This is a genomic window from Mumia sp. zg.B17 (assembly GCF_019550915.1).
In the GTDB taxonomy this organism is placed as follows: Bacteria; Actinomycetota; Actinomycetes; order Propionibacteriales; family Nocardioidaceae; genus Mumia.
The window spans coordinates 726,329-746,350 of record NZ_JAHWCI010000006.1; the positions used below are offsets into that span (position 1 = coordinate 726,329).

Below are 20,022 nucleotides of genomic sequence, written 5' to 3' on the forward strand. Positions count from 1 at the left end.
CGTCAGGCGTCTGGACGGACGAGGGGGAACAGGATCGTGTCTCGGATCGACAGGCCGGTCAGATTCATGACCAGGCGGTCGATCCCCAGGCCCATGCCGCCGGTGGGAGGCATCCCGTACTCGAGGGCTCGCAGGAAGTCCTCGTCGACCTGCATCGCCTCCGGGTCACCGGCGGCCCCGCGCAACGACTGGGCGACGAGCCTCTTCCGCTGGTCGACGGGATCGATGAGCTCCGAGTACGCCGTCCCCTGCTCGGCGGCGAACATCACCAGGTCCCACTTCTCCGCCAGGCGCGGATCGACCCGGTGCTCCCGGGTCAGTGGCGCGTTCTCCTTCGGGAAGTCGGTGTAGAACACCGGCGTGGTCGTCCTGCTCTCGCAGAGCTCCTCGTAGATGTCCTCCAGCACCGGGCCCCAGTGCGCCTCCGGGTCGACGTCGAGCCCGAGCGCCTCGGCGTGGCGCAGCAGTGCTGAGACCGGCGTGTCGGGCGTGATCTCTTCACCGAGCTTCTCTGACACCGCCTCGCAGACCGACTTCGCCGGCCAGTCGCCCGAGAGGTCGATCTCGACCCGCTTCCCGTCCTTGCCCGTGCGCCGTGCCAGCGGCGACCCGTAGACCGCCGTGGCAGCCTCCTGGATCAGCTCCTGGGTCAGGACGCGCATCGTGGTGTAGTCGCCGTAGGTCTCGTAGACCTCGAGCGAGGTGAACTCCGGGTTGTGCTTGAAGTCGACGCCCTCGTTGCGGAACTGCCGTCCGACCTCGAAGACCTTCTCCATGCCGCCGACCAGGAGCCGCTTGAGATGGAGCTCGGTGGCGATCCGGAGATAGAGGTCGAGGTCGTAGGCGTTCAGGTGCGTCTCGAACGGTCGCGCGTTGGCCCCACCGTGCACCAGCTCCAGGACCGGCGTCTCGACCTCGACGAAACCACGAGCCTGCAACGAGTCACGGACGCTGCGCACGATCGTCGACCGGGTGTAGGCGAGGTCTCGTGCCGCCGGCCGCACGATCAGGTCGACGTAGCGGTTCCGTACCCGGGCCTCGGGGTCGGTGAGGCCCTTGTACTTGTCCGGGAGCGGACGCAGCGCCTTGCTCGTGATGAGAAGGTCCTCCGCCCGCACCGACAGCTCCCCACGCCGCGTGGTGACGACCCTGCCGGTGACGCTGACCTGGTCGCCGAGGTCGATCTCATGACGCCAGAGGTCGTACGTGGGCGCCGGGACCTCCGAGGCGTCGACCATCACCTGCAGGTCGCCGCTCCCGTCGCGCAGCGTCGCGAACCCCAGCCCGCCGAGCTTGCGCTTGAGGAGCACCCGGCCGGTGACGGAGACGTGGAGACCCGTCTCGGTGTCGGGCGGCAGGGTCCCGGCCTCCTCCACGACCTGCGCCAGCGTGTGCGTGCGGGGAGCGACCACGGGATAGGGGTCGATCCCCTTCGCGCGCAGACGGTCGAGCTTCGCTCGCCGTACGCGCATCTGCTCGGGGAGGCGCTCGGTCGACAAGGCCTCGGCGACCGGGTCGGGCTCCGGCGGCATCAGCGCGAGGACGGCGGCCGCGTGGGACTCGCCGGCGGTGTCGAACGCGTCGTCATCGTCGCTGCGGCGGAGCAACCGCGACAGCGACGGGCGGATGAGGAACCCCTCTGCGCTCCCCGCCGCGGTCCCGACGCGCGGCAGGTCCGAGGCGTACTCGAAGCACATGTAGCGCGGCTGCCAGGACGGTTGGTACTTGGCGTTCGACCGGTAGAGCGACTCGAGCTGCCACCGGTGGCTGGCGATCAGCAGCGCCTGTCGCCAGAGCCGGGCGACCGGCCCCGCTCCGATCTGGGCTCCGCGCTCGAAGGCCTCACGGAACATCGCGAAGTTCAGTGAGACCCGGCCCGCGCTGAACTCGACGGCGTGCTCGGCGAGCGAGGTCACCATGAGCTCGATCAGCCCGTTCTCGGCCGACGGGTCGCGGCGCATCAGGTCGAGCGACAGCCCGCCACGCCCCCAGGGCACGAAGCTGAGGAAGCCGCGCAGCGCTCCGTCGGCGTCCTCCGCCCGGACCAGGAGGCAGTGGCCGTCCAGCGGGTCGCCGAGGCGCCCGAGCGCCATCGAGAAGCCTCGCTCGTCACCGCCGTCGCCGCGCCAGTCGGCAGCGACCCGCTCGAGCGCGGCGAAGTCGTCGGGCGTCAGGCTGGAGTGCCGGACGATCGTCGCGGTGTAGCCGTGCCGCTGGATCCGGCCCACCGACTGGCGGACGTCCTTCATCCCCGGACCGTTGAGCGAGAACGACTGCAGGTCGACCACCGCCTCGTCGCCGATGTCGAGCGCGATGAGACCGGCCTTCGCGTACGCCGCGGCGCCCTTCTCCCCCGCGCCCATGACGGCGAGCGAGAGTCCGCTCGCACGCGCCGCGTCGCGCCACCGGGCGATGGCGGCGTCCCACCGAGCAGGGTCCCCGACGGGATTGCCGCTCGCCAGGCTGACCGAGCCGACTCCCCGGTACGACACGCCGGCACTGGCGTCGGCGGCCTCCTCGGTGTCCCAGACGACTGCCTTGTCGCGTCGGGTGGCGAAGTAGCCCAGCGAGTCCTCGTCGCCGTAGTCGCGCAGCAGCGTCCGCACCCGGGCCTCGTCGGCGACGTCGAGCACACGGCTGGACCGAGGCGGCCGGAACAGCAGCTGGACGGAGAGCAGCACCACCGCGGCACCGGTGAGGCCGACGAGGGCGCGGAGCCAGAGCGGCGCAGACACCGTCGACTCGCCTGCGACCCGGCCGACGTCGGCCAGCATGCCGTTCCAGACGTACTGGACGGCATCCTCGAAGCTCGGCGCCTCGCCGACTCGGAAGACGAGGGCCGCTCCACCGAGGACGACCACCGCACCCCCGACGAGGAGGCATCCGGCGGCGAGACTCACGCTGCCGGGCACCCGGCGCGCGGTGAACTGCGGCCGGGCCACCCACGCGACCACGATGGCGGCGGCGGTGATGGCGATGCCTCCGACCACGGGGACGCTCGGACCGTCGTCGACGAGCGTCACGACGCGGCCGATCTCGGGCACCAGGAGCCACCACACGACCACGAACCACCAGGCTGCGCGCAGCCGGCGGCGGAGGGCCACCGCCGTCACGACGAGCAGCGCGGCATAGACGATGCTCGGCACGATCGGGATCGTCAGCAGCGACACGGGGTCGTTGTCCTCCGAGAAGTAGCGTCGCCACGAAGGGACGACCGAGGCGATCAGCACGACCGTCGCGAACCCGAACATCACCGCGGCGAAGACGTCGGGCCACCGGTCGTCGCGCGGGCGGTGGAGGACGGCGATCGAGCGCCTCTCCCGTTCGTCGGCGGCGGCCGTGCCGCGACGTTGTCCGACGCGGCTCATGCGGACGCTCCTTCCTTCGGGTGCACGCCACGGTCGTCCGCCGAGACGTCACCGTGGCGAGCAAGGCCGACGGCACCGGCGACGGCGAGCGTGAACCCGACGACGGCGGCCCACTCCCACCCCGGACGTGTCTGGTCGCCGAGCAGCACGACGCCGACCACGGCAGGCGCGACGGTCTCACCGACGACCAGCGGGCCGGTGGCCTGGGTGACGGTGCCGCGCTGGAGTGCGGTCGAGTAGGTCAGCATGGCGATCGCGCCCGCGACCACCAGCGCGTACGCAGCGGGCTCGAGCAGGAGGAGCCGCAGGTCCCCCGGCAGATCCTCGAGCGTCACGGTCTCGGGCAGCATGCGTGCGGCCACCGAGGTCGCGCCGTACTCCAGACCGGCGACCGCGCCGAGCCCCACCGCCCCCGCGGGTCCGGCGAGACGTGCGAGCGGCACCGCGACGACCCCGAGGGCGACCGCGGCGACGAGCACACCCCACCGCTCGACGTCGCTCACGTCGACGCTGCGGTCCTCGGTCGCCGAGAGCCCGACCAGGACGAGCCCTCCGAGGACGACGACGAGCGCCACCTTGTCGGTGCGGTTCAGCGGCATGTGCAGCACGATCGCGCCCAGGACAGCGGTGACCGCGAGGAAGCTGGCGACGATCGACTGGACCACGAAGAGCGGGAGCGACAGGACGGCGACCAGCGAGAGCAGCCACCCGAGCCCGTCGAGCCCGACGCCGAGGAGATAGCGCCAGGACCTGGCGAGGCGTAGGAGGAGCCGAGGGTCGAGCCCTGCAGCGGCCTCCGTACGGCGCGCCGCGAGCGCCTGCAGCACCGAGGCAACGCCGTAGCAGGCCGACGCACCGAATGCTCCCAGAAGGCCCCATATCACCCCGTGAAGGTAGCGGACTTCACGGGCGGCGGCACGGTTCCTGGACGACACTGGCCCCATGGGGAGGACGCCTCGACTATTCCGCCGTACCTCCGTCATGGATGCGTTGGACGGGATGTTCCTCGCCTTCTCGGCGGTTGCCGCCGGGTGGTTCGCGTACCTGCTGCTCGTGGACGGTGTACGGCCGGGGCAGACTCTGCTGCTGGTCGTGTTCTGGGTGTTCGTCGCCTATCTCCTGCTTCCGCGACTGCACCGGATCTTCACGCACATCTATCTGCCGGACTACTTCATCGGGCAGGCCCGCACCAGTGACGGCCGGATCGGAGACCCGGTCAACCTCGCCTGGCGCGGGCGCGAGGCACAGCTGCACAAGGTGATGTCGACCGCCGAGTGGGTCCGCGCCGACGATCTCGACTTCCGCGCGGGCCGCCGTATCGTCACCTCGACCCTGAGTCGGCGCAGCTATCCCGAGGCTCCGGTGAGCCCGTTGGTCCTCTTCGACCGCCAGCAGGACTTCGCCTACGAGAGGGAGGTCGCGGGAAGCCCGTCGCGACGGCACCACGTGAGGTTCTGGCGGTGCCCGGAGGGGTGGATGCTTCCCGGCGGGTTCGCGGTGGACTGGCTGGCCGCCGCGACGTACGACCGGAGGGTGGGGTTGTCGACGTTCACGCTCCAGGTGACGCACAAGATCGACGCCCACGTCGACGTCGAGCGCGACTTCGTCGTCTCGAGTGTGACGCGCGCCGTCCCCGCGGTCGACGTCTCGGTCATCGACCACTTCTCCAGCGGCTACCACTCCCGCAACGGAGGCGGTGACGTGGTCGAGACCGACGGCGACCTGCCGGTGGTCGACGTCAGTCGCGTGGAGGTCGTCGACCAGGATCTGCCGACCCACACCGACAGCCGCCGCCGCCTCCCAGCTCCGACCGTGTTCGGCGCGGGTGTGGCCGCAGCACGCTCGATCAGCTACGTCGTGCTGTTCGTGCTGCTGCTGGTCTCTCCCGCGTCGGTGTCGGCCGGTCTCGATCTGCTCGGCACCGACATCGCGACGCGCGACGTGCGTGGAGTCGTGCTGCCTGTCAGCACAGTCCTCGCGGTCTCGGGCCTCGTCGACCTCGCCCTCGCCGTCGGCGTGCTGCGTGGCAGCAACACGGCCCGTCTCCTCCTGATGTCGATCTGCGTCGTGGTGACGATCGTGACGTCCTTGGGGTCCGACGGCCGCCCCGACCAGTTCGCCCTCACACATCTGCCCACCGTCGGCGTCAACATCCTGGTGATCCTCGCCCTGTCCAGCCACCGCGCCCGCGACTACGCGACGCACGCCGGGCAGCCCACCGTGACGACGAGGACGAGGCTCCCGGCGTGACGGGCGAGCGCATCCTGCTGGTCGGCATCGGCGTCGTCGCGGGTTTCCTCTACTCGAACTTTCTGTTCGACGCGATCTTCTCCCAGAACCACGACTGGTTCACGGTCGTGAGCGACCTCGCCGCCTCCGGAACGCCGATGGCCGACCTCATCCGGATCACCGACGTGATCTGCGGCGTGCTCGTCCTTGTCCTGCTCCCCGGAATCCGCGCGGCCCTGCCGCCAGGACGCTGGCGTCGGGCCGCCCTGTGGCTCACCGCGGTCTTCGCGGTCGGGAGCATCGTCGCGGCCGTCGTCCCTCTGCCGTGCGACACGGACGCCGTCTGTAAGAGCACCGTCGACGAGCTCCAGCGCCTCGTCCACGACGGAGCCAGCGTGGTCTCCGCCGCCGCCTTGTTCCTCGGCGCCGTCGCGGTGGCCCTTGCGGTTGCAGACCGTCGCCACTGGGTTCGCCGCGCCGCCTGGCTCACGTTCTGGATCGGCGGCATCGTAGGAATCCTGCTCTTCGGAGGATTCGCCCTGCTGGACCCCTCCTCGTGGGAGTCAGGGGTCGCCCAGCGGTTCCAGATCGTGGCCATGAGCGTCTGGATCGTCTGCCTCGCCGTCCTCGCCGCGACCGACGGACTCGCGAACCGGCGCGCTGTCGCACGACGTGAGGGCGCACGCGGCGGCGAGCCGGACTGACGCCGAACGAGCCAGGCGGCGGCGACCTGCCCGTCATCCACCCTCGACGGACGGGGCCGTACGCTGTGCCGGTGACCATGCACCGTCCACCGACAGGGCCCCGCGCGTGAGCGCCGGCCTCGCGGCTCTCCTCGACGACATCGCCGCGCTCGCCCGACTGGCAGCCGCCTCCGTCGACGACGTCGGAGCCGCAGCGGCGCGTGCGAGCACCAAGGCCGCCGGGGTCGTCGTCGACGACGCCGCCGTCACGCCGAGGTACGTCCACGGACTGCGCCCCGAGCGCGAGCTGGCGATCATCAAGAAGATCGCGATCGGCTCGCTGCGCAACAAGTTCGTCTTCATCCTTCCTCTCGCGCTGCTGCTGAGCCAGTTCGCGCCGTGGCTGCTCACACCGATCCTCATGCTCGGCGGCACCTACCTGTGCTACGAGGGTGCGGAGAAGCTCTGGGAGAAGGTCTCGGGACACCACCCCCCGGAGGCTCCCGCGTCGTCGCAGGGCGCCGAGGCGGAGGGTCGTGTCGTGAGCGGCGCAGTGCGGACCGACCTGATCCTCTCCGCGGAGATCATGGTGATCGCTCTCAACGAGGTCGCCGACGAGCCTCTGCTGTCGCGGGCGGTCATCCTGGCCGTCGTCGCGCTCGGCATCACCGCGCTCGTCTACGGAGTTGTCGCCGTCATCGTGAAGATGGACGACATCGGCCTCTCCCTCGCCGCGCGCAGCTCCGCGGGTGCCCGTGCTGTCGGTCGGTTCCTCGTCAAGGCGATGCCCGTCGTCCTCGCGACGCTCTCCGTCGTCGGTGTGGTCGCGATGCTCTGGGTCGGTGGCCACATCCTCCTCGTCGGGATCGACGAGCTCGGGTGGCACGCGCCGTACGACCTGGTCCACCACCTGGAGGAGATCGTGCACGACGCCGTGCCGAGCCTGGGCGGCGCGCTTCCGTGGATCGTCAATACGACGGCTTCGGCACTGCTCGGTGTCCTGGTGGGCGCGATCGTGGTCGCGGCATCCCACCTGGTGCCGCGCCGCCGGGCGCACTGAGACCGGGCGTACGCCGCGACAGCGTCAGCTCCATCCCCTGCGGCATGAGGGTGAGGCGCTCGTCGATGCGCAGCTCGTACGCCGGGTCGCCCGTGACGTCGTAGCGGTGCAGGATGCGCGCCAGCGCCATCGTCGCCTCGTGCACCGCGAACTGGCGCCCGATGCACGCCCGCTCCCCCGTCCCGAAGGGCTTGGCCGTGCTCGCGAGCCGCGGCGGCCTCGGGCGGTCGGGATCGAAGGCGTCCGCCGTCTCCCCCCACACGGCCGGGTCGCGCTGGACGAGGGGCAGGAACACGAGGGCCCAGTCGCCGGGGGTCATCGTCCAGCGACCGCCCAGCGTCGTCGTCTCGCGAGGGGTGCGCGCATAGCCGGGGGCGGTCGGCCACAACCGCAACGCCTCGTCGAGCACCTTGCGGATGTAGCGGAAGCGCGCCACCTGCTCGTACGAGGGGGTGGCGTCGGGGTCGGGGCCGAGGATCGCATCGGTCTCCGCCTGCACCTTCGCGAGCGCCTCGGGATGGCGCACCAGGTAGTACAGCGCGAACGACAGCGCCCCGGACGTCGTCTCGTGGCCGGCGACGAGGAACGTGAGGATCTGGTAGCGGATGTTCTCGTCGCTGAGCCGCGCCCCGGTCTCGGGGTGAGCCTGATCGAGCATGATGCCGAGCAGGTCGTCGCCGCCGCTGGTCGGCGCCCGGCGGCGGGCGACGACGATGTCGTCGAGGAACCGGTTGACGTAGTCGAGCTGCTCGGCGTGCTGGCGGTCCAGGCGTCGTTCGAGCAGCTTCGCTGCCGGCAGCGCGCCGATGACTCCCTTGCGGCGCCCGATGGTCAGCGCGGTCACCATCCCCTCGACGAACGGGTGGAGCTCGGTCGTGGTGAACGACCCGAAGGCCTGGCTGAACCCCGTGCGTCCGATCGTCTCCAGCGTCAGTCGAGTCATGTCCGCGGAGGCGTCGACGCGCCCCGTCCCCGCGTCCCACACGGTGAAGAGCTCGTCGAGCGTCTCGGCCATCACCGGGTGGTAGCGCTGCATGGCCTGCTTGGTGAACGCGGGGACGAGGAGGTCGTGGGCGAGCTGCCAGTTGGGCTCCTCGTTGTAGGCGGTGAAGAGGCCGTCACCGGCGATCCCGCGCAGGCCGTCGAGCGCCGGAGAGTTCGCCTTGGCGAAGCGCGACTCGTCGTTGAGCTCGGCCGCCAGCTCCGCGTCGGTCACGAAGACGAACTTCTGTCCGAAGACAACGATCTCGAAGATCGGTCCGAGGTGGCGGTGGTGCTCGAGGATGTACTGGACCGGGCGGTCGGGATCCATGCTGCTGGCGTCCTTCATCCAGCGTCGCCGTCCGGCAGGGTGCGGGAACGTGTGGCCGGACCAGGCATTGCGCATCGAGACTCCTTGTTGCACGTCGGTTCAGCAAGACTGGGCCTCTTGTTGAACCCGTGTCAAGTAGTGTTCGCAGCATGGCGGTCCGTACGAGGCTCACCCCCGAGCAGCGACGCGCGCAGCTCCTCGAGCTGGGCGCCCAGCTGTTCGCCACCGCGCCGTACGAGGACGTTCACATCGAGCGCGTGGCCGAGATGGCGTCGGTGTCACGCGGCCTGCTCTACCACTACTTCCCGACCAAGCGAGCGTTCTTCGCCGCTTTGCTCTCGGAGGCGGCCGACCACCTCGCGGAGGCGACGACACCCGACCCGGACGTCGACCCGCGCCGCCAGCTGGTCGATGGCATCGAGAGCTACCTGCGGCACTGTGCGGCGAACCGGCTCGGCGTCAGCACCATCCACCGCGGGGCCGCCAGCGGCGACCCCGAGATCGAGGCCATCCTCGAACGCTCGACCCGTCTGCACGAGGAGCGCATCCTGACGGTGCTCGTCCCTGGGCACGAGCCAGACCCGCTGCTCACGCTCGCCGTACGGGGGTGGCTGCTGCATCTGCGCACGGTCGGACACGAGTGGGCGACCACGGCTCCCGACGTGCCGCTCGGCGAGGTCCGCGACATGTGCGCGGGTGCGCTCGTCGGTGCGCTCAGCGCCCTGCCTCCCGATGCCCGCCCGGCCACGCTTGCGGCGCTGACCGTCTGACGGCTCGCAGCGCGCGTCAGCGCCACGAGGAGGTGACGCTAGCGCCGGGCCCGGTAGTCCGCGAGCATGCTGCCGGACGGCGTCCCCACGACGCGCTCGAGCTCCCACCGCTGGGGGTCGCGGGCACCGTCCCACAGACGACGCCCCTCACCGACCGCGACCGGCGCGACCACCAGGCGGAGCCGGTCCACGAGGTCGGCGGCGAGCAGAGAGGAGGTGAGCGTGAGGCTCCCGTGCACGCCGATGTCACCGCCAGGCCGGCCCTTGAGCTCCCGTACGACGTCCTCGAACGAGCCGTCGACGACCGTGGTGGCGTTCCACCCCGGCTCAAAAGGGCGGGCGGTGGCGACGTACTTCGGCACGGCGTTGATGAAGCCGGCGAACGGCTCGTGGTCGCTGTCCGGCCAGTACGTCGACCACTCCTCGTACATGGCGCGACCCAAGAGGACGGCGTCCTGCGACGCGATCACGGCGCGCAGGTTGTCGTACATGACCTCGTCGAAGTCGAGGACGAACTGGTCGGGCGTCTCGGCGACACCGTCCAGGGACAGCAGCATGTAGGCGACGACGTCGCGCATGGTTCCTCCGTACGGTCGTGGCAGGTACGACAGGGTGACCGTCAACGGCGCGCGGAGTCATCGGTCCGCGCCGGCGGCGTCCGCGAGCTGCGTCGCAGACTGGGCTAACTAGCGCCGAGCGGCCACGACCTGCGCGGCGAGACCGTCGAGAACCCTCGGGAGATCGGTGTCGACGACGAGCGCGTCGACCAGACCGCGACTCATGAAGCCGTGCTCGGCGATCCGGTCGAGCATCATGACGAGCGGGTCCCAGAACCCCGCCGGGTTGAGCAGTCCGAGCGGCTTGGCGTGCAGGCCGAGCGTCTGCCACGTCCACACCTCGAACATCTCCTCCAGCGTCCCCAGCCCACCCGGGAGGACGAGAAAGGCGTCGGCACGCTCGGCCATCGTCGCCTTGCGCTGATGCATCGTCCCCACGACCTCCAGCTGCAGCCCGGGCTCGTCCGAGCGTGCCCACTCGCGCTCCACCATGAAGCCGGGGATCACGCCGTACACCCGACCGCGGTGGTCCAGCGCGCCACGCGAGAGTGCGCCCATGAGACCGCTCCCGCCACCTCCGTAGACGAGCTCGATACCACGTTCGGCGATCTGCGCGCCGACCTCGTACGCCATCTCCCGCAGGCTCGCGTCCTCCCCGTCACGCGAGGCGAGGAAGACGGCGATGCTGCGCAGGTCGCGAGGCCTACGAGTCGAGGAGCGCTGCATCCACCGGATGCTACCTAGGCCTCACCCCGGCGTACCCGGAACCAGTGGTGGCCGTACCCCTCCAGCGGCAGCTTGGCCTCGCCGCCCTCCAGCTCCACGCTCCGGTGGTCGAACAGGTCCTCGAGCCACACCGGCTCCTCACCCTCCAGGTCGTCGGGGTGCAACGAGATCAGTGTCGTCACCGGCTCCGCGGAGAGGTTGTGCACCGCGATCACCGACGACCCCTCCCAGTGGCAGCGGTGAGCCATCACCTCGTGGTGAGACTGCTGAAGGACCGCGAAGTCCCCCCACCCCAGCTCGGGGCACTCGCGATAGGTCTGGATCAACGAACGCATGAAGTTCCACAGTGAGTCCGGGTCACGCTTCTGGTCCGCCACGTTGACGTGCTCGGGTCCGTAGCCGTCGGGCACCACGCGCTGGACCAGACGGCTCGACGGCGCGGTGGAGAACCCGCCGTTGCGGGTCGGCTCCCACTGCATCGGCGTCCGCACCGCCATCCGGCCCTCGGCCCCCGGGTCCTCTCCCATCCCGATCTCCTCGCCGTAGTAGAGCGTCGGCGTGCCGGGAAGGCTGAAGAGCAGGCTGTAGGCCATCCGGATGCGGCGCGGGTCGCCGTCCATCATCGGAGGGAGCCGGCGCTTGAGACCGCGCCCGAAGATCTGCATCGACGGGTCGGGCCCGAACGCGGCGAACACCTCCTCGCGTTCCTCCTCCGAGAGCTTGTCGAGGGTGAGCTCGTCGTGGTTGCGCACGAACGTCGCCCACTGGCAGTCGGGGTGGATCGACGGTCGCGCCTTGAGCGCCTTGGCCAGCGGACGGGCGTCCTCCCGCGCGAACGAGAGGTAGAGCGCCTGCATGCTGATGAAATCGAACATCATGGTGAGCTCGTCGCCGTCGGAGCCGCCGAAGTAGGCGCGCTGCTCCTTGTGGGGCAGGTTGACCTCGCCCAGCAGGATCGCGTCCCCGCGTCGCCGGCCGAGGAACGACCGCAACGCCTTGAGGTAGGCGTGGGGATCGCCCGGTACGTCGTCGCCGGCGGTGTCGACGTCGGCGATCAGGAACGGCACGGCATCGACCCGGAATCCTGCGAGCCCGAGCTGGAGCCAGAAGCCAAGGGACTTCGCGATGTGGTCACGGACGACGGGGTTGGCGAAGTTCAGGTCGGGCTGGTGGGAGTAGAAGTGGTGGAGGTACCACTCGCCCGTGCGCTCGTCCAGCGTCCAGATGCCGTCCTCCTTGTCGGGGAAGACGACGGAGTCGGACGTGTCGGGAGGCGGGTCGGAGCGCCAGACGTAGTAGTCGCGGTACGGGTTGTCCTTGCTGCGACGTGCCTCCTTGAACCACGGGTGCTCCGCCGAGGTGTGGTTGACGACGAGGTCCGCGATCACCCGGATGCCACGGTCGTCGGCAGCACGGAGGAGCTCCACGAGGTCGCCGTGGGTGCCGAGCCTGCTGTCGACGCCGAAGAGGTCGGTCACGTCGTAGCCGTCGTCACGGTCCGGTGTCGGGTAGAAGGGCATCAGCCACAGGCACGTCACCCCCAGCTCGGCGAGGTAGTCGATCCGCTGGGTCAGTCCGACGAGGTCTCCGACGCCGTCCCCGTCGGAGTCGGAGTACGTCTCGACGTCCGCGCAGTAGATGACGGCGTTCTTCCACCAGAGGTCTCCGGTGCTCACACTTCGTGCCACGACTCAGCCTTCCTTGAGCTGGGGGATCACGTGCTCACCGAACGCGTCGAGGAAGCGCTCCTGCGACTGTCCGACGTGATGGAGATAGATCTCGTCGAAATCGAGCGAGGCATACTCGGCGAGGCGCTCGCAGTGGCGGCCGAGATCGGATGAGATGTCGACCACCGTGCGCACCTTCTCCACGGTGACGTCCTCGGAGACGGCGTCGAACGCCTCGGGCGTCTCCAGGTCCCACGGGATCGGCTCGCTGAAGACGTTGCTGCGCCACTGCTCGTGGGCGATCTGCTCCGCCTCCTGCTCGGTCGGCGCCCACGCCAGGTGCACCTGCAGGGCGAGCGGTCCGGCGCCTCCGGCCTCCCGGTAGGCGTCCACGCGCTTGCGCAGGTCCTCGAGCGGCTGGTTGACCGTCACCATCCCCTCGCTCCAGGCGGCGACACGAGACGCGCTCGCGAGCGAGACGGCCGGGCCGACGAGACGCGGCCGTGGGTCGGGGACGTCCCAGAGGCGGGCCCGGTCGACCGTGACCAGACCGTCGTGGCTGACCTCCTCACCCTCGAGCAGCCGGCGGATGACGTCCACGCACTCCTCCAGCCGCCGCGTCCGTACCTCCTTGGCCGGCCACCGGTCGCCGGTGATGTGCTCGTTGCCGGCCTCGCCGCTGCCGAGGGCGACCCAGAAGCGGCCGGGGAACATCGTGCCGAGGGTGCCGATGGCCTGGGCGATCACTGCGGGGTGGTAGCGCTGCCCGGGCGCGCTGACCGCACCGAAGGTGAGGTCGGTGGTGGCGAGCGCAGCACCGAGCCATGACCAGGCGAACGCCGAGTGTCCCTGCCGCTGGCTCCAGGGCGAGAAGTGGTCGGAGCACATCGCCATCTGGAACCCCGCCCGCTCAGCGTGCTGGACGTCGGCAAGCAGCTGCCGCGGGGAGATCTGCTCGTGACTGGCATGGAACCCGTAGCGCGTCATGGGCCCCAGACAACCGGATCACGCTGCGGCGCGCAGACTGCCAGAGGCATGCAACCGGCTCCTCCGGGCACGGAGCAGGCATGAGTGATCCCCTCGAGGTCTACCGCCGCAAGCGCGACTTCACTCGTACGCCGGAACCTGCCGGTGGTGAGACGCCGGACGCGGGTGTCGCGAGGTTCGTCGTGCAGCGCCACCGCGCGAGCCGCTTGCACTACGACCTTCGGTTCGAGGTCGACGGGGTCCTCGTGAGCTGGGCCGTGCCCAAGGGGCCCACGCTCGACCCGTCGGCGCGGCGGCTCGCGATGCACGTGGAGGACCACCCGATCGAGTACCTGCTCTTCGAGGGAGTCATCCCGTCCGGCGAGTACGGCGGCGGGGACGTCATCGTGTGGGACACCGGCACCTGGGAGCCGGTCAAGACCGACGACCCGCGTGCCGCCGTCAAGGCCGGCGAGCTGCACGCCGAGGTCCACGGCGAGAAGCTGCGTGGACGGTTCGTGCTCGTGCGGCGCGAGAGCGATGACGGCTCCGACGCCTGGATGCTCCTGCACAAGCACGACCCGCACGCCGTGGACGGCTGGGACGCGGAGGACCACCCCCGTTCCGTGCTGAGCGGACGCACCAACGACGAGGTTGCGGCCGACCCCCACCGGCTGTGGCGCTCCGAGGCGCCGGCCGCCGAGGCCAGCGTCTCTCTCCTCCCCGACCCGCTGCCCGACGAGGCGATCGACGCGCTGAGAGGGCTGGGCAAGCAGGGGACCTGGGAGGTCTTCGGGCGATCGCTGAAGGTGACCAACCTCGACAAGGTCCTGTTCCCCGGTGACCCGCCGGTGACCAAGCGCGAGCTGCTCGCCTACGCCGCCCGCGTCGCACCGGTCGCGGTCCCCTACCTCGAAGGACGGGCGCTCAACCTCCACCGATATCCGGACGGTGCCGACTCGAAGGGTTTCTGGCACAAGCAGCGCCCGGCCCACGCACCGGACTGGCTCGGCGAGTGGGACAACCCCGAGGCCGACGACGGCGAGACCACCACCTACGTCGTGGCCGACGAACCCGCCGCACTCGTGTGGGCGGCGAACTTCGGGGCGCTCGAGTGGCACCCGTGGACCTCACGCATCGAGGCACCGCGCGAGCCGACGTACGCGCTGATCGACCTCGACCCCGGCGAGCGTACGACCTGGGACGACCTGCTCGTCCTCGCCCGTCTGCACCGTACGGCGCTGGACCACCTCGGGGTGACCGCGCGGCCCAAGGTGACCGGCCGCCGTGGCATCCAGATCTGGATCCCGGTCGTCCCCGGCTACAGCTTCGACGACACCCGTGTGTGGGTCGAGACGCTGTCGAAGACCATCGGGCAGGTCGTCCCCGAGCTGGTCAGCTGGAAGTGGGAGGTGAAGGAGCGCAAAGGGCTCGCCCGGCTCGACTACACGCAGAACGCGATCAACAAGACGCTGGTGGGGCCGTACTCGCCGCGTCCGGCACCAGGTGCCCCTGTGTCGGTCCCCCTCACCTGGGACGAGCTCGACGATCCCGACCTCCGTCCTGACCGCTGGACGGTCCGCTCCGTGCTCGACCGCCTGGAGACGAAGGGCGATCCGTTCCGCGTGCTCCTCGGGGCGGCGCAGGAGCTCCCGGAGATCTCCTGATCACCGTCCCCGATCTGCGCGAAGCCTCAGAGCGTCAGGACAGGACCGCGAGCATGCCGCCCGCGGCGAGACTGCCCACCACGACGACGCCTGCGGTCAGTCCCGTCGCCCGCCACCCGAACGACCGCCCGACCATCAGCATCGAGGGCAGCGAGAGAGCCGGCAGAGCGATCAGCAGGACTCCGCCGACGCCGGCGGTCGCCCCCGCGGCGGTCACCGCCGCGATGACCGGAATCTCTCCGCCGGTCGGCACCACCAACGCGGTCGCGACGACCGCGACCAGGAGCACCGCGACCACGCCGAGCTGCTGAGTGATCCCGTCGAAGTTCGACAGCGGTCCGCTGACCATCCCGACCGCGAACACGGCGACGACGTACTCGGGGACGAGCACGACGGTGAAGCGGGTGAGCGAGCGCAGGTAGCGGCCGGGCATCTCACGCAGCGAGCCGGCGTCGTCGTCCGGGGCAGCGTCGACGTCGGCGACCGCCGCCGCGACCTGCCGCCGCTCGAGGAACCGCGACACCGCAACCCCGGCCCCGACCACGACCACGACACCGACGAGGAGCCGCACCACGGCGTACTGCCAGGGGAGGACAAGCAGGAGGAAGACGAGGACCGCGGGGTTGAGGACCGGGTTGCCGACCCAGTAGGCGATGCAGCCCGCCACCGGCGTCCCACGCTGTCGAAGGCTTCTGGCCACCGGCGCACTGCAGCACGTGCACATCATGCTGGGCATCGACACGATGCCACCGACCAGAGACTGGCTGACGGCCGTACGGCGTCCGAGCGCCGCCAGCAGCCACCTGCGGGGAATGAGGGCGTCCACGGCGGCCGCGACCAGCACCGCCACCACGAGCGCCCGCCAGACTGCCGTGAAGTACGCGACGGTGAAGTCCCAGCCGGCCACCCACGGGGAGGACGCGGTGGTCGCGGTGTCGAAGATCGCCGCTCCGTCCCATGCTCCCGTGTCGGACAGCGAGGTCGTCTTGTCGAGGTAGGGCAGCCACTTCGCCCACGACAGCCCGACCACCAGCAGGGCGACCAGCAGGGCAGCACCGACGAGGCCGACCACGAGCCGCCGCCGCAGGTCGTCGGTCTCCGCTCGCGACAGCGAGTTCTCGGCGCTCATGAGCCCGGAGTGCCCGGCCGTGGCCGGGCGAAACACAGCAGTCGATGGATCGTCTGAGTCACGCCATGCCCCTCGCTGTCGTCCGATGTTCTGCCGACCGTACGACCGCGCTCCCCCTTCCGCCACGTGGAGCAGCACTCAGGCCCGAGAGCGCACGATCTCGGGCCCGGGTGTCGCGAACGGCTCAGAGGTCGGTGACACCTCGCGCCGCTGCGTCGATCAGGTCCGCGACCGCCTTCGGCTGAGAGACCGTCACGGCGTGGGAGGCGTCGATCTCGACCGTGTGCGACTGCGCACGCTCGGCCATGAAGCGCTGGGACTCCGCAGGGATGGCAAGGTCCTGGTTGGCGACCATCGTCCAGGACGGGATGCTGCGCCAGGCAGCCCTCGTGGCCGTGTCCGTGAGGGCACTGCCCGCGATCGGGCGTTGCGTGACGGCCATCACCCGCGCGATGTCGGGCGCCACGTCGGCGGCGAACACCTCGTTGAACCGGTCCTGCTGGATGTAGACGTCAGAGCCGGTGTCGCCGTCTGCCGTCGGGAAGGGCACCGGCTCGGCGGCCGACCCGAGCTCGGCACCGGGGAACTTGGTCGTGAGGTCGTCGGCGCTCTCACCGACCTCGAGGGTGAAGCTGGCGAGGTAGACGAGCGCGGCGACCACCGAGGACCCCTCCGCGGCCTCGCTCATCACTACCCCGCCGTACGAGTGCCCGGCCAGGACCACGGGCCCGTCCCGGGTGTCGAGGAAGCTGCGGAGGTACTCGGCGTCGGAGCTGAGCCCTCGGAGCGGGTTGGCGATCGCGACGACGTGGTAGCCCCGTCGCTGAAGCTCGGGCACGACGCCGTTCCAGCTGGAGGAGTCGGCGAAGGCACCGTGGACGAGCACGATGGTCGGGCGTGGTGTGGACGGGGACGACGATGCAGCGGTCATGACGAGCTCCTTCTCGAAGGCCTGTCGGCCGTGGGTGGACCTCGAGCCTGACGCGACATTCCCCTCGTTCGCCCCCGTGTGATCCCCGGTCTGGCCCCCGGGGTGCCTGACACGGGTCCCCGGCGTCACCTCATGCCGTCAGCGCGTCCCGCCGTGGGCGCGACGTCTGGGCGGCCCCGATGACGTCGCGCAGCTGACGGCGCGAGGAGATGCCGAGCTTGCCGAAGACCTTCCCCATGTGCCACTCCACCGTGCGAGGGCTGAGGAAGAGCTCGGTGCCGATGTCGGGGTTGGTCAGTCCCTCCGCAGCGAGACGGGCGACGTGCATCTCCTGTGGGGTGAGCTCGTCCCGTGTGCCGTGGGCACGCTTGCGCACCGTCTCACCAGTGGCGGCCAGCTCTCGGCGTGCGCGTTCGGCGAAGGCGGCCAGTCCCAGGGCGACCAGCATCTGGTGAGCGGTCCGCAGCTGCTCGCGCGCCTCGACACGCCGGCCGGCCCGCCGCAACCACTCGCCGTACAGCAGGTGCGCCCTGGCGAGCTCGGGAGGAACGGCCGTGCGCCCGAGCCTGTCGATCGACTCGCGATAGAGACTGTCCGCGCGGTCACCGTCGTGCAGCTGCGCCTCGCAGCGCGCGGCCACCCCGAGCGCCCAGTCGCTCCCGCTGGCCCGCGCGAGCGGTGCCAGCTGCGCGAACGCGCCCGCCGCCGTGGTCGGTTCGCCGGCCCGTGAAGCGGCCTCGACCAGCTCGACGAGTGCCCAGGTCGCGACCGCCATCCAGTCGGGCCGGTCGACGGCCTCACGAGCGGCGACCAATGCCTCCCGGTAGCGGCCGAGTCCGTTGTAGAGGAGCGCTTGCGCCCACTGCACGACCCAGGTCCCGAGACCGTCGTCGCGCGCGACAGCCTCTTCGCGCACCGCAGCGAGGAGCGGCTCGGCCTCTGCCTGGTCGCCGCGGAAGGCGGCGAGCCCGATGGCTCCGTACGGCGTCAGCGCCGTACCCGCCGCGGCGTCAACGGCGTGGATCTCCTCGAGCAGCGTCCTTGCGGCCCCCAGGTCACCCCCGAAGAGGGTGACGTAGACGCGGGTGTTCAGGGCGACCGTGAGGGCATCGCCGGCTCCTGCTTCGCGGGCCCGCCTCACGTCCCGACCGGTCAACCTGTCCCACGCGTGCTCGTCCCACAAGCCGGCAGCCACCAGCTCGACCAGCCAGGAGAACCGTGCGCCCTCCCCGGGAGACAGCTCCTCGGTGTCGAACGCCTCGACCGCACGCCTGAGCAGCGGAACGGCCTCGGCGTATCCATCGGCGTACAGCACGGCCATCGCCTGGACCGCCAGGTCACCCGGCCTGCGATCGACCGGGACGCGCGCGTCACGCACGGCGTCGGCCACGGCTCGCACGCCGATGCCGGCGGTTGACCGAGCCGAGAACAACGCAGCGGTGAGCGCGTCCGCATAGCTGTCGAACGCCAGCTGTGGATCGAAGGCCTCGAGCCGCCGAGCGGCGGAGAGCAGCGGCGGGAGCACGTCGGCACCGCGGCAGGATGCACTCTCGATCCGCGCACGCAGCTGGTCGAGCCGGGCCCGATGAAGATCGCCCAGCACCTCACCCTCCGCCACGCCGCACAGCTCCCGCGCCGCGTCCACGGCGCCGGCGTTCAGCAGGGCGTCGATCGCAGCGATCTGCCGGTCGACACGCGGCCGTACGTCGGGCGTCAGCGTGGCTGCCTGCTGCAGGAAGGCCGCAGCCGCGGCCGGGCCGCCCTGCGCTGCCGCGCGCCCGACGGAGCGCTCGAGGTCGCGGGCCACGCGCTCGTCCGGGCGCGCGACGGCGTGGGCGAGGTGCCACGCGCGCCGGTCAGGGTCCTGCACGGGGTCGGTGGCGTCCGCGAGCGCCTGGTGGACCACCCGACGGTCGGCGGCAGCGGCGGCTCCGTAGACCACCGACCGCGCCGTCGGATGCCTGAACCGGACCGTCTCCTGGATCTCGAGCAGCCCGACGGCTTGTGCTGGGGCGACGGCCTCGCTGCCGAGCCCGAGATTCTCGGCGGCGCGCCACAGCAGAGCCGCGTCTCCGGTCGGCTCCGCAGCGGCGGCAAGCAGCAGCAGACGCAGCGGCTCGTCCAGCCCTTCGAGCCCGCGCGCGAGCGTTGCTTCGGGGCAACCGTCGGTCACCGCTGTCACGCTCGCCTGCGGACCGAACGCCAGCTCGGTGGTCGAGAACCGCCGCGTCACGTCCCACAGCGCGGCGGGGATGCCGTGGGTCTCGGCGACGAGGCGGGTGCGCACCCGCCGGTCGAGCGGTGCGGCGATCGCCGACCGCAGAAGAGCCTCGGCATCGACCGTGGCCAGTGGAGGGACCGTCAGTCGAGGCAACCTCCCCCAACGCCGATCGTCATCTGCGGCCCTCGTCGCCACCACGAGGACGACCGCGTCCGACTCAAGCCGCCGAGCCACGAACGCCAGGGTCTGCGCCGAGGCATCGTCCAACCAGTGGGCGTCGTCGACCACGCAGACGAGCGGTCGGTCCCGTGAAGCCTCCGACAGCAACGACAAGGTCGCCAGGCCGACGAGAAATCCGTCCGGCGACGGCCCAGCGCGAAGTCCGAGGGAGATGCCGAGAGCATCGGCCTGCGGCGCCGGCAACCTGCCGACGAGGTCGAGCAGCGGGCTGCACAGCTGGTGCAACCCGGCGAACGCCAGGTCGGCCTCGGACTCCGCCCCGCAGACCCGGACCACCCGGTCGTTCCTGGCGCGGTGTGCCAGGTGAGCGAGCAGTGCAGACTTCCCGACACCCCGTTCACCGTCGACGACCAGCACCCCGCTCCGGCCCTCCTCGGCGGCCCGCACCAGCTCGTCAAGCCTCTGCCGCTCGCTGCGACGCCCGTACAGCGTCGGTGGCGCACCCTCCCGTTGCATCATCCCGGCCCCCTCCGGTCGGCCACACTGTCCAGCCGGA

15 protein-coding genes are annotated in these 20,022 nt (G+C 70.8%); 5 read left to right on the plus strand and 10 right to left on the minus strand.

Annotated features, from left to right (window positions below; all coding sequences use genetic code 11):
- Positions 1–2: 2 nt before the first annotated feature.
- Complete coding sequence (lysX, locus tag KV097_RS12000; protein WP_220365974.1) at positions 3–3,368, minus strand: bifunctional lysylphosphatidylglycerol synthetase/lysine--tRNA ligase LysX; 3,366 nt, start codon at positions 3,366–3,368, stop codon at positions 3–5.
- Positions 3,365–4,252, minus strand: coding sequence for a hypothetical protein (locus tag KV097_RS12005; protein ID WP_220343998.1), 888 nt, complete (start codon positions 4,250–4,252; stop codon positions 3,365–3,367). The genes lysX and KV097_RS12005 overlap by 4 nt, the downstream gene beginning before the upstream one ends.
- Before the next feature lie 58 nt (positions 4,253–4,310).
- Between KV097_RS12005 and KV097_RS12010 the strand changes: the two genes are divergently transcribed.
- The 3 genes from KV097_RS12010 (at position 4,311) to KV097_RS12020 (ending at position 7,340) form a co-directional block, all read left to right on the plus strand.
- Complete coding sequence (locus tag KV097_RS12010) at positions 4,311–5,618, plus strand: LssY C-terminal domain-containing protein (protein WP_220365975.1); 1,308 nt, start codon at positions 4,311–4,313, stop codon at positions 5,616–5,618.
- A complete protein-coding gene (locus KV097_RS12015; protein ID WP_220346455.1) occupies positions 5,615–6,301 on the plus strand; it encodes a DUF998 domain-containing protein in 687 nt (228 codons plus the stop codon). Before KV097_RS12010 ends, KV097_RS12015 begins: the two co-directional genes overlap by 4 nt.
- A gap of 106 nt (positions 6,302–6,407) precedes the next feature.
- Positions 6,408–7,340 carry a DUF808 domain-containing protein gene (locus tag KV097_RS12020; protein WP_220365976.1) on the plus strand — a complete coding sequence of 311 codons (933 nt, stop codon included), beginning with the start codon at positions 6,408–6,410 and terminating at the stop codon, positions 7,338–7,340.
- Here KV097_RS12020 and KV097_RS12025 read toward each other — a convergent pair.
- Positions 7,249–8,727 carry a cytochrome P450 gene (locus tag KV097_RS12025; RefSeq protein WP_220365977.1) on the minus strand — a complete coding sequence of 493 codons (1,479 nt, stop codon included), beginning with the start codon at positions 8,725–8,727 and terminating at the stop codon, positions 7,249–7,251. The genes KV097_RS12020 and KV097_RS12025 overlap by 92 nt on opposite strands.
- Positions 8,728–8,801: 74 nt before the next feature.
- Between KV097_RS12025 and KV097_RS12030 the strand changes: the two genes are divergently transcribed.
- Positions 8,802–9,422 carry a TetR/AcrR family transcriptional regulator gene (locus KV097_RS12030; RefSeq protein ID WP_220343993.1) on the plus strand — a complete coding sequence of 207 codons (621 nt, stop codon included), beginning with the start codon at positions 8,802–8,804 and terminating at the stop codon, positions 9,420–9,422.
- 38 nt (positions 9,423–9,460) lie between these two features.
- On the opposite strand, the gene KV097_RS12035 is transcribed toward KV097_RS12030, so the two are convergent.
- The 4 genes from KV097_RS12035 to KV097_RS12050 form a co-directional block, all read right to left on the minus strand.
- The gene (locus tag KV097_RS12035; protein ID WP_220343992.1) at positions 9,461–10,000 is read right to left on the minus strand and encodes a dihydrofolate reductase family protein; all 540 of its coding nucleotides are present in this window, start codon (positions 9,998–10,000) and stop codon (positions 9,461–9,463) included.
- 108 nt (positions 10,001–10,108) lie between these two features.
- Positions 10,109–10,705 (minus strand): TIGR00730 family Rossman fold protein, encoded by a 597-nt coding sequence (locus KV097_RS12040; protein ID WP_220343991.1) that lies wholly within the window; start codon positions 10,703–10,705, stop codon positions 10,109–10,111.
- Between the two features lie 14 nt (positions 10,706–10,719).
- Positions 10,720–12,393, minus strand: coding sequence for an alpha-amylase family protein (locus KV097_RS12045; protein WP_308289411.1), 1,674 nt, complete (start codon positions 12,391–12,393; stop codon positions 10,720–10,722).
- Between the two features lie 3 nt (positions 12,394–12,396).
- Positions 12,397–13,359: a TIGR03885 family FMN-dependent LLM class oxidoreductase gene (locus KV097_RS12050; RefSeq protein ID WP_220365978.1), complete on the minus strand. Its 963-nt coding sequence runs from the start codon at positions 13,357–13,359 to the stop codon at positions 12,397–12,399.
- A gap of 80 nt (positions 13,360–13,439) precedes the next feature.
- Here KV097_RS12050 and KV097_RS12055 point away from each other — a divergent pair, with 80 nt between their 5' ends.
- The gene (locus KV097_RS12055) at positions 13,440–15,005 is read left to right on the plus strand and encodes a DNA polymerase ligase N-terminal domain-containing protein (protein WP_220365979.1); all 1,566 of its coding nucleotides are present in this window, start codon (positions 13,440–13,442) and stop codon (positions 15,003–15,005) included.
- A gap of 34 nt (positions 15,006–15,039) precedes the next feature.
- On the opposite strand, the gene KV097_RS12060 is transcribed toward KV097_RS12055, so the two are convergent.
- The 3 genes from KV097_RS12060 to KV097_RS12070 form a co-directional block, all read right to left on the minus strand.
- The gene (locus KV097_RS12060; RefSeq protein ID WP_220365980.1) at positions 15,040–16,134 is read right to left on the minus strand and encodes a permease; all 1,095 of its coding nucleotides are present in this window, start codon (positions 16,132–16,134) and stop codon (positions 15,040–15,042) included.
- A 184-nt stretch (positions 16,135–16,318) separates the two neighbouring features.
- Complete coding sequence (locus KV097_RS12065) at positions 16,319–17,065, minus strand: alpha/beta fold hydrolase (RefSeq protein ID WP_220343987.1); 747 nt, start codon at positions 17,063–17,065, stop codon at positions 16,319–16,321.
- 130 nt (positions 17,066–17,195) lie between these two features.
- Positions 17,196–19,985 (minus strand): LuxR family transcriptional regulator, encoded by a 2,790-nt coding sequence (locus KV097_RS12070; RefSeq protein ID WP_220365981.1) that lies wholly within the window; start codon positions 19,983–19,985, stop codon positions 17,196–17,198.
- Positions 19,986–20,022: the final 37 nt, after the last annotated feature.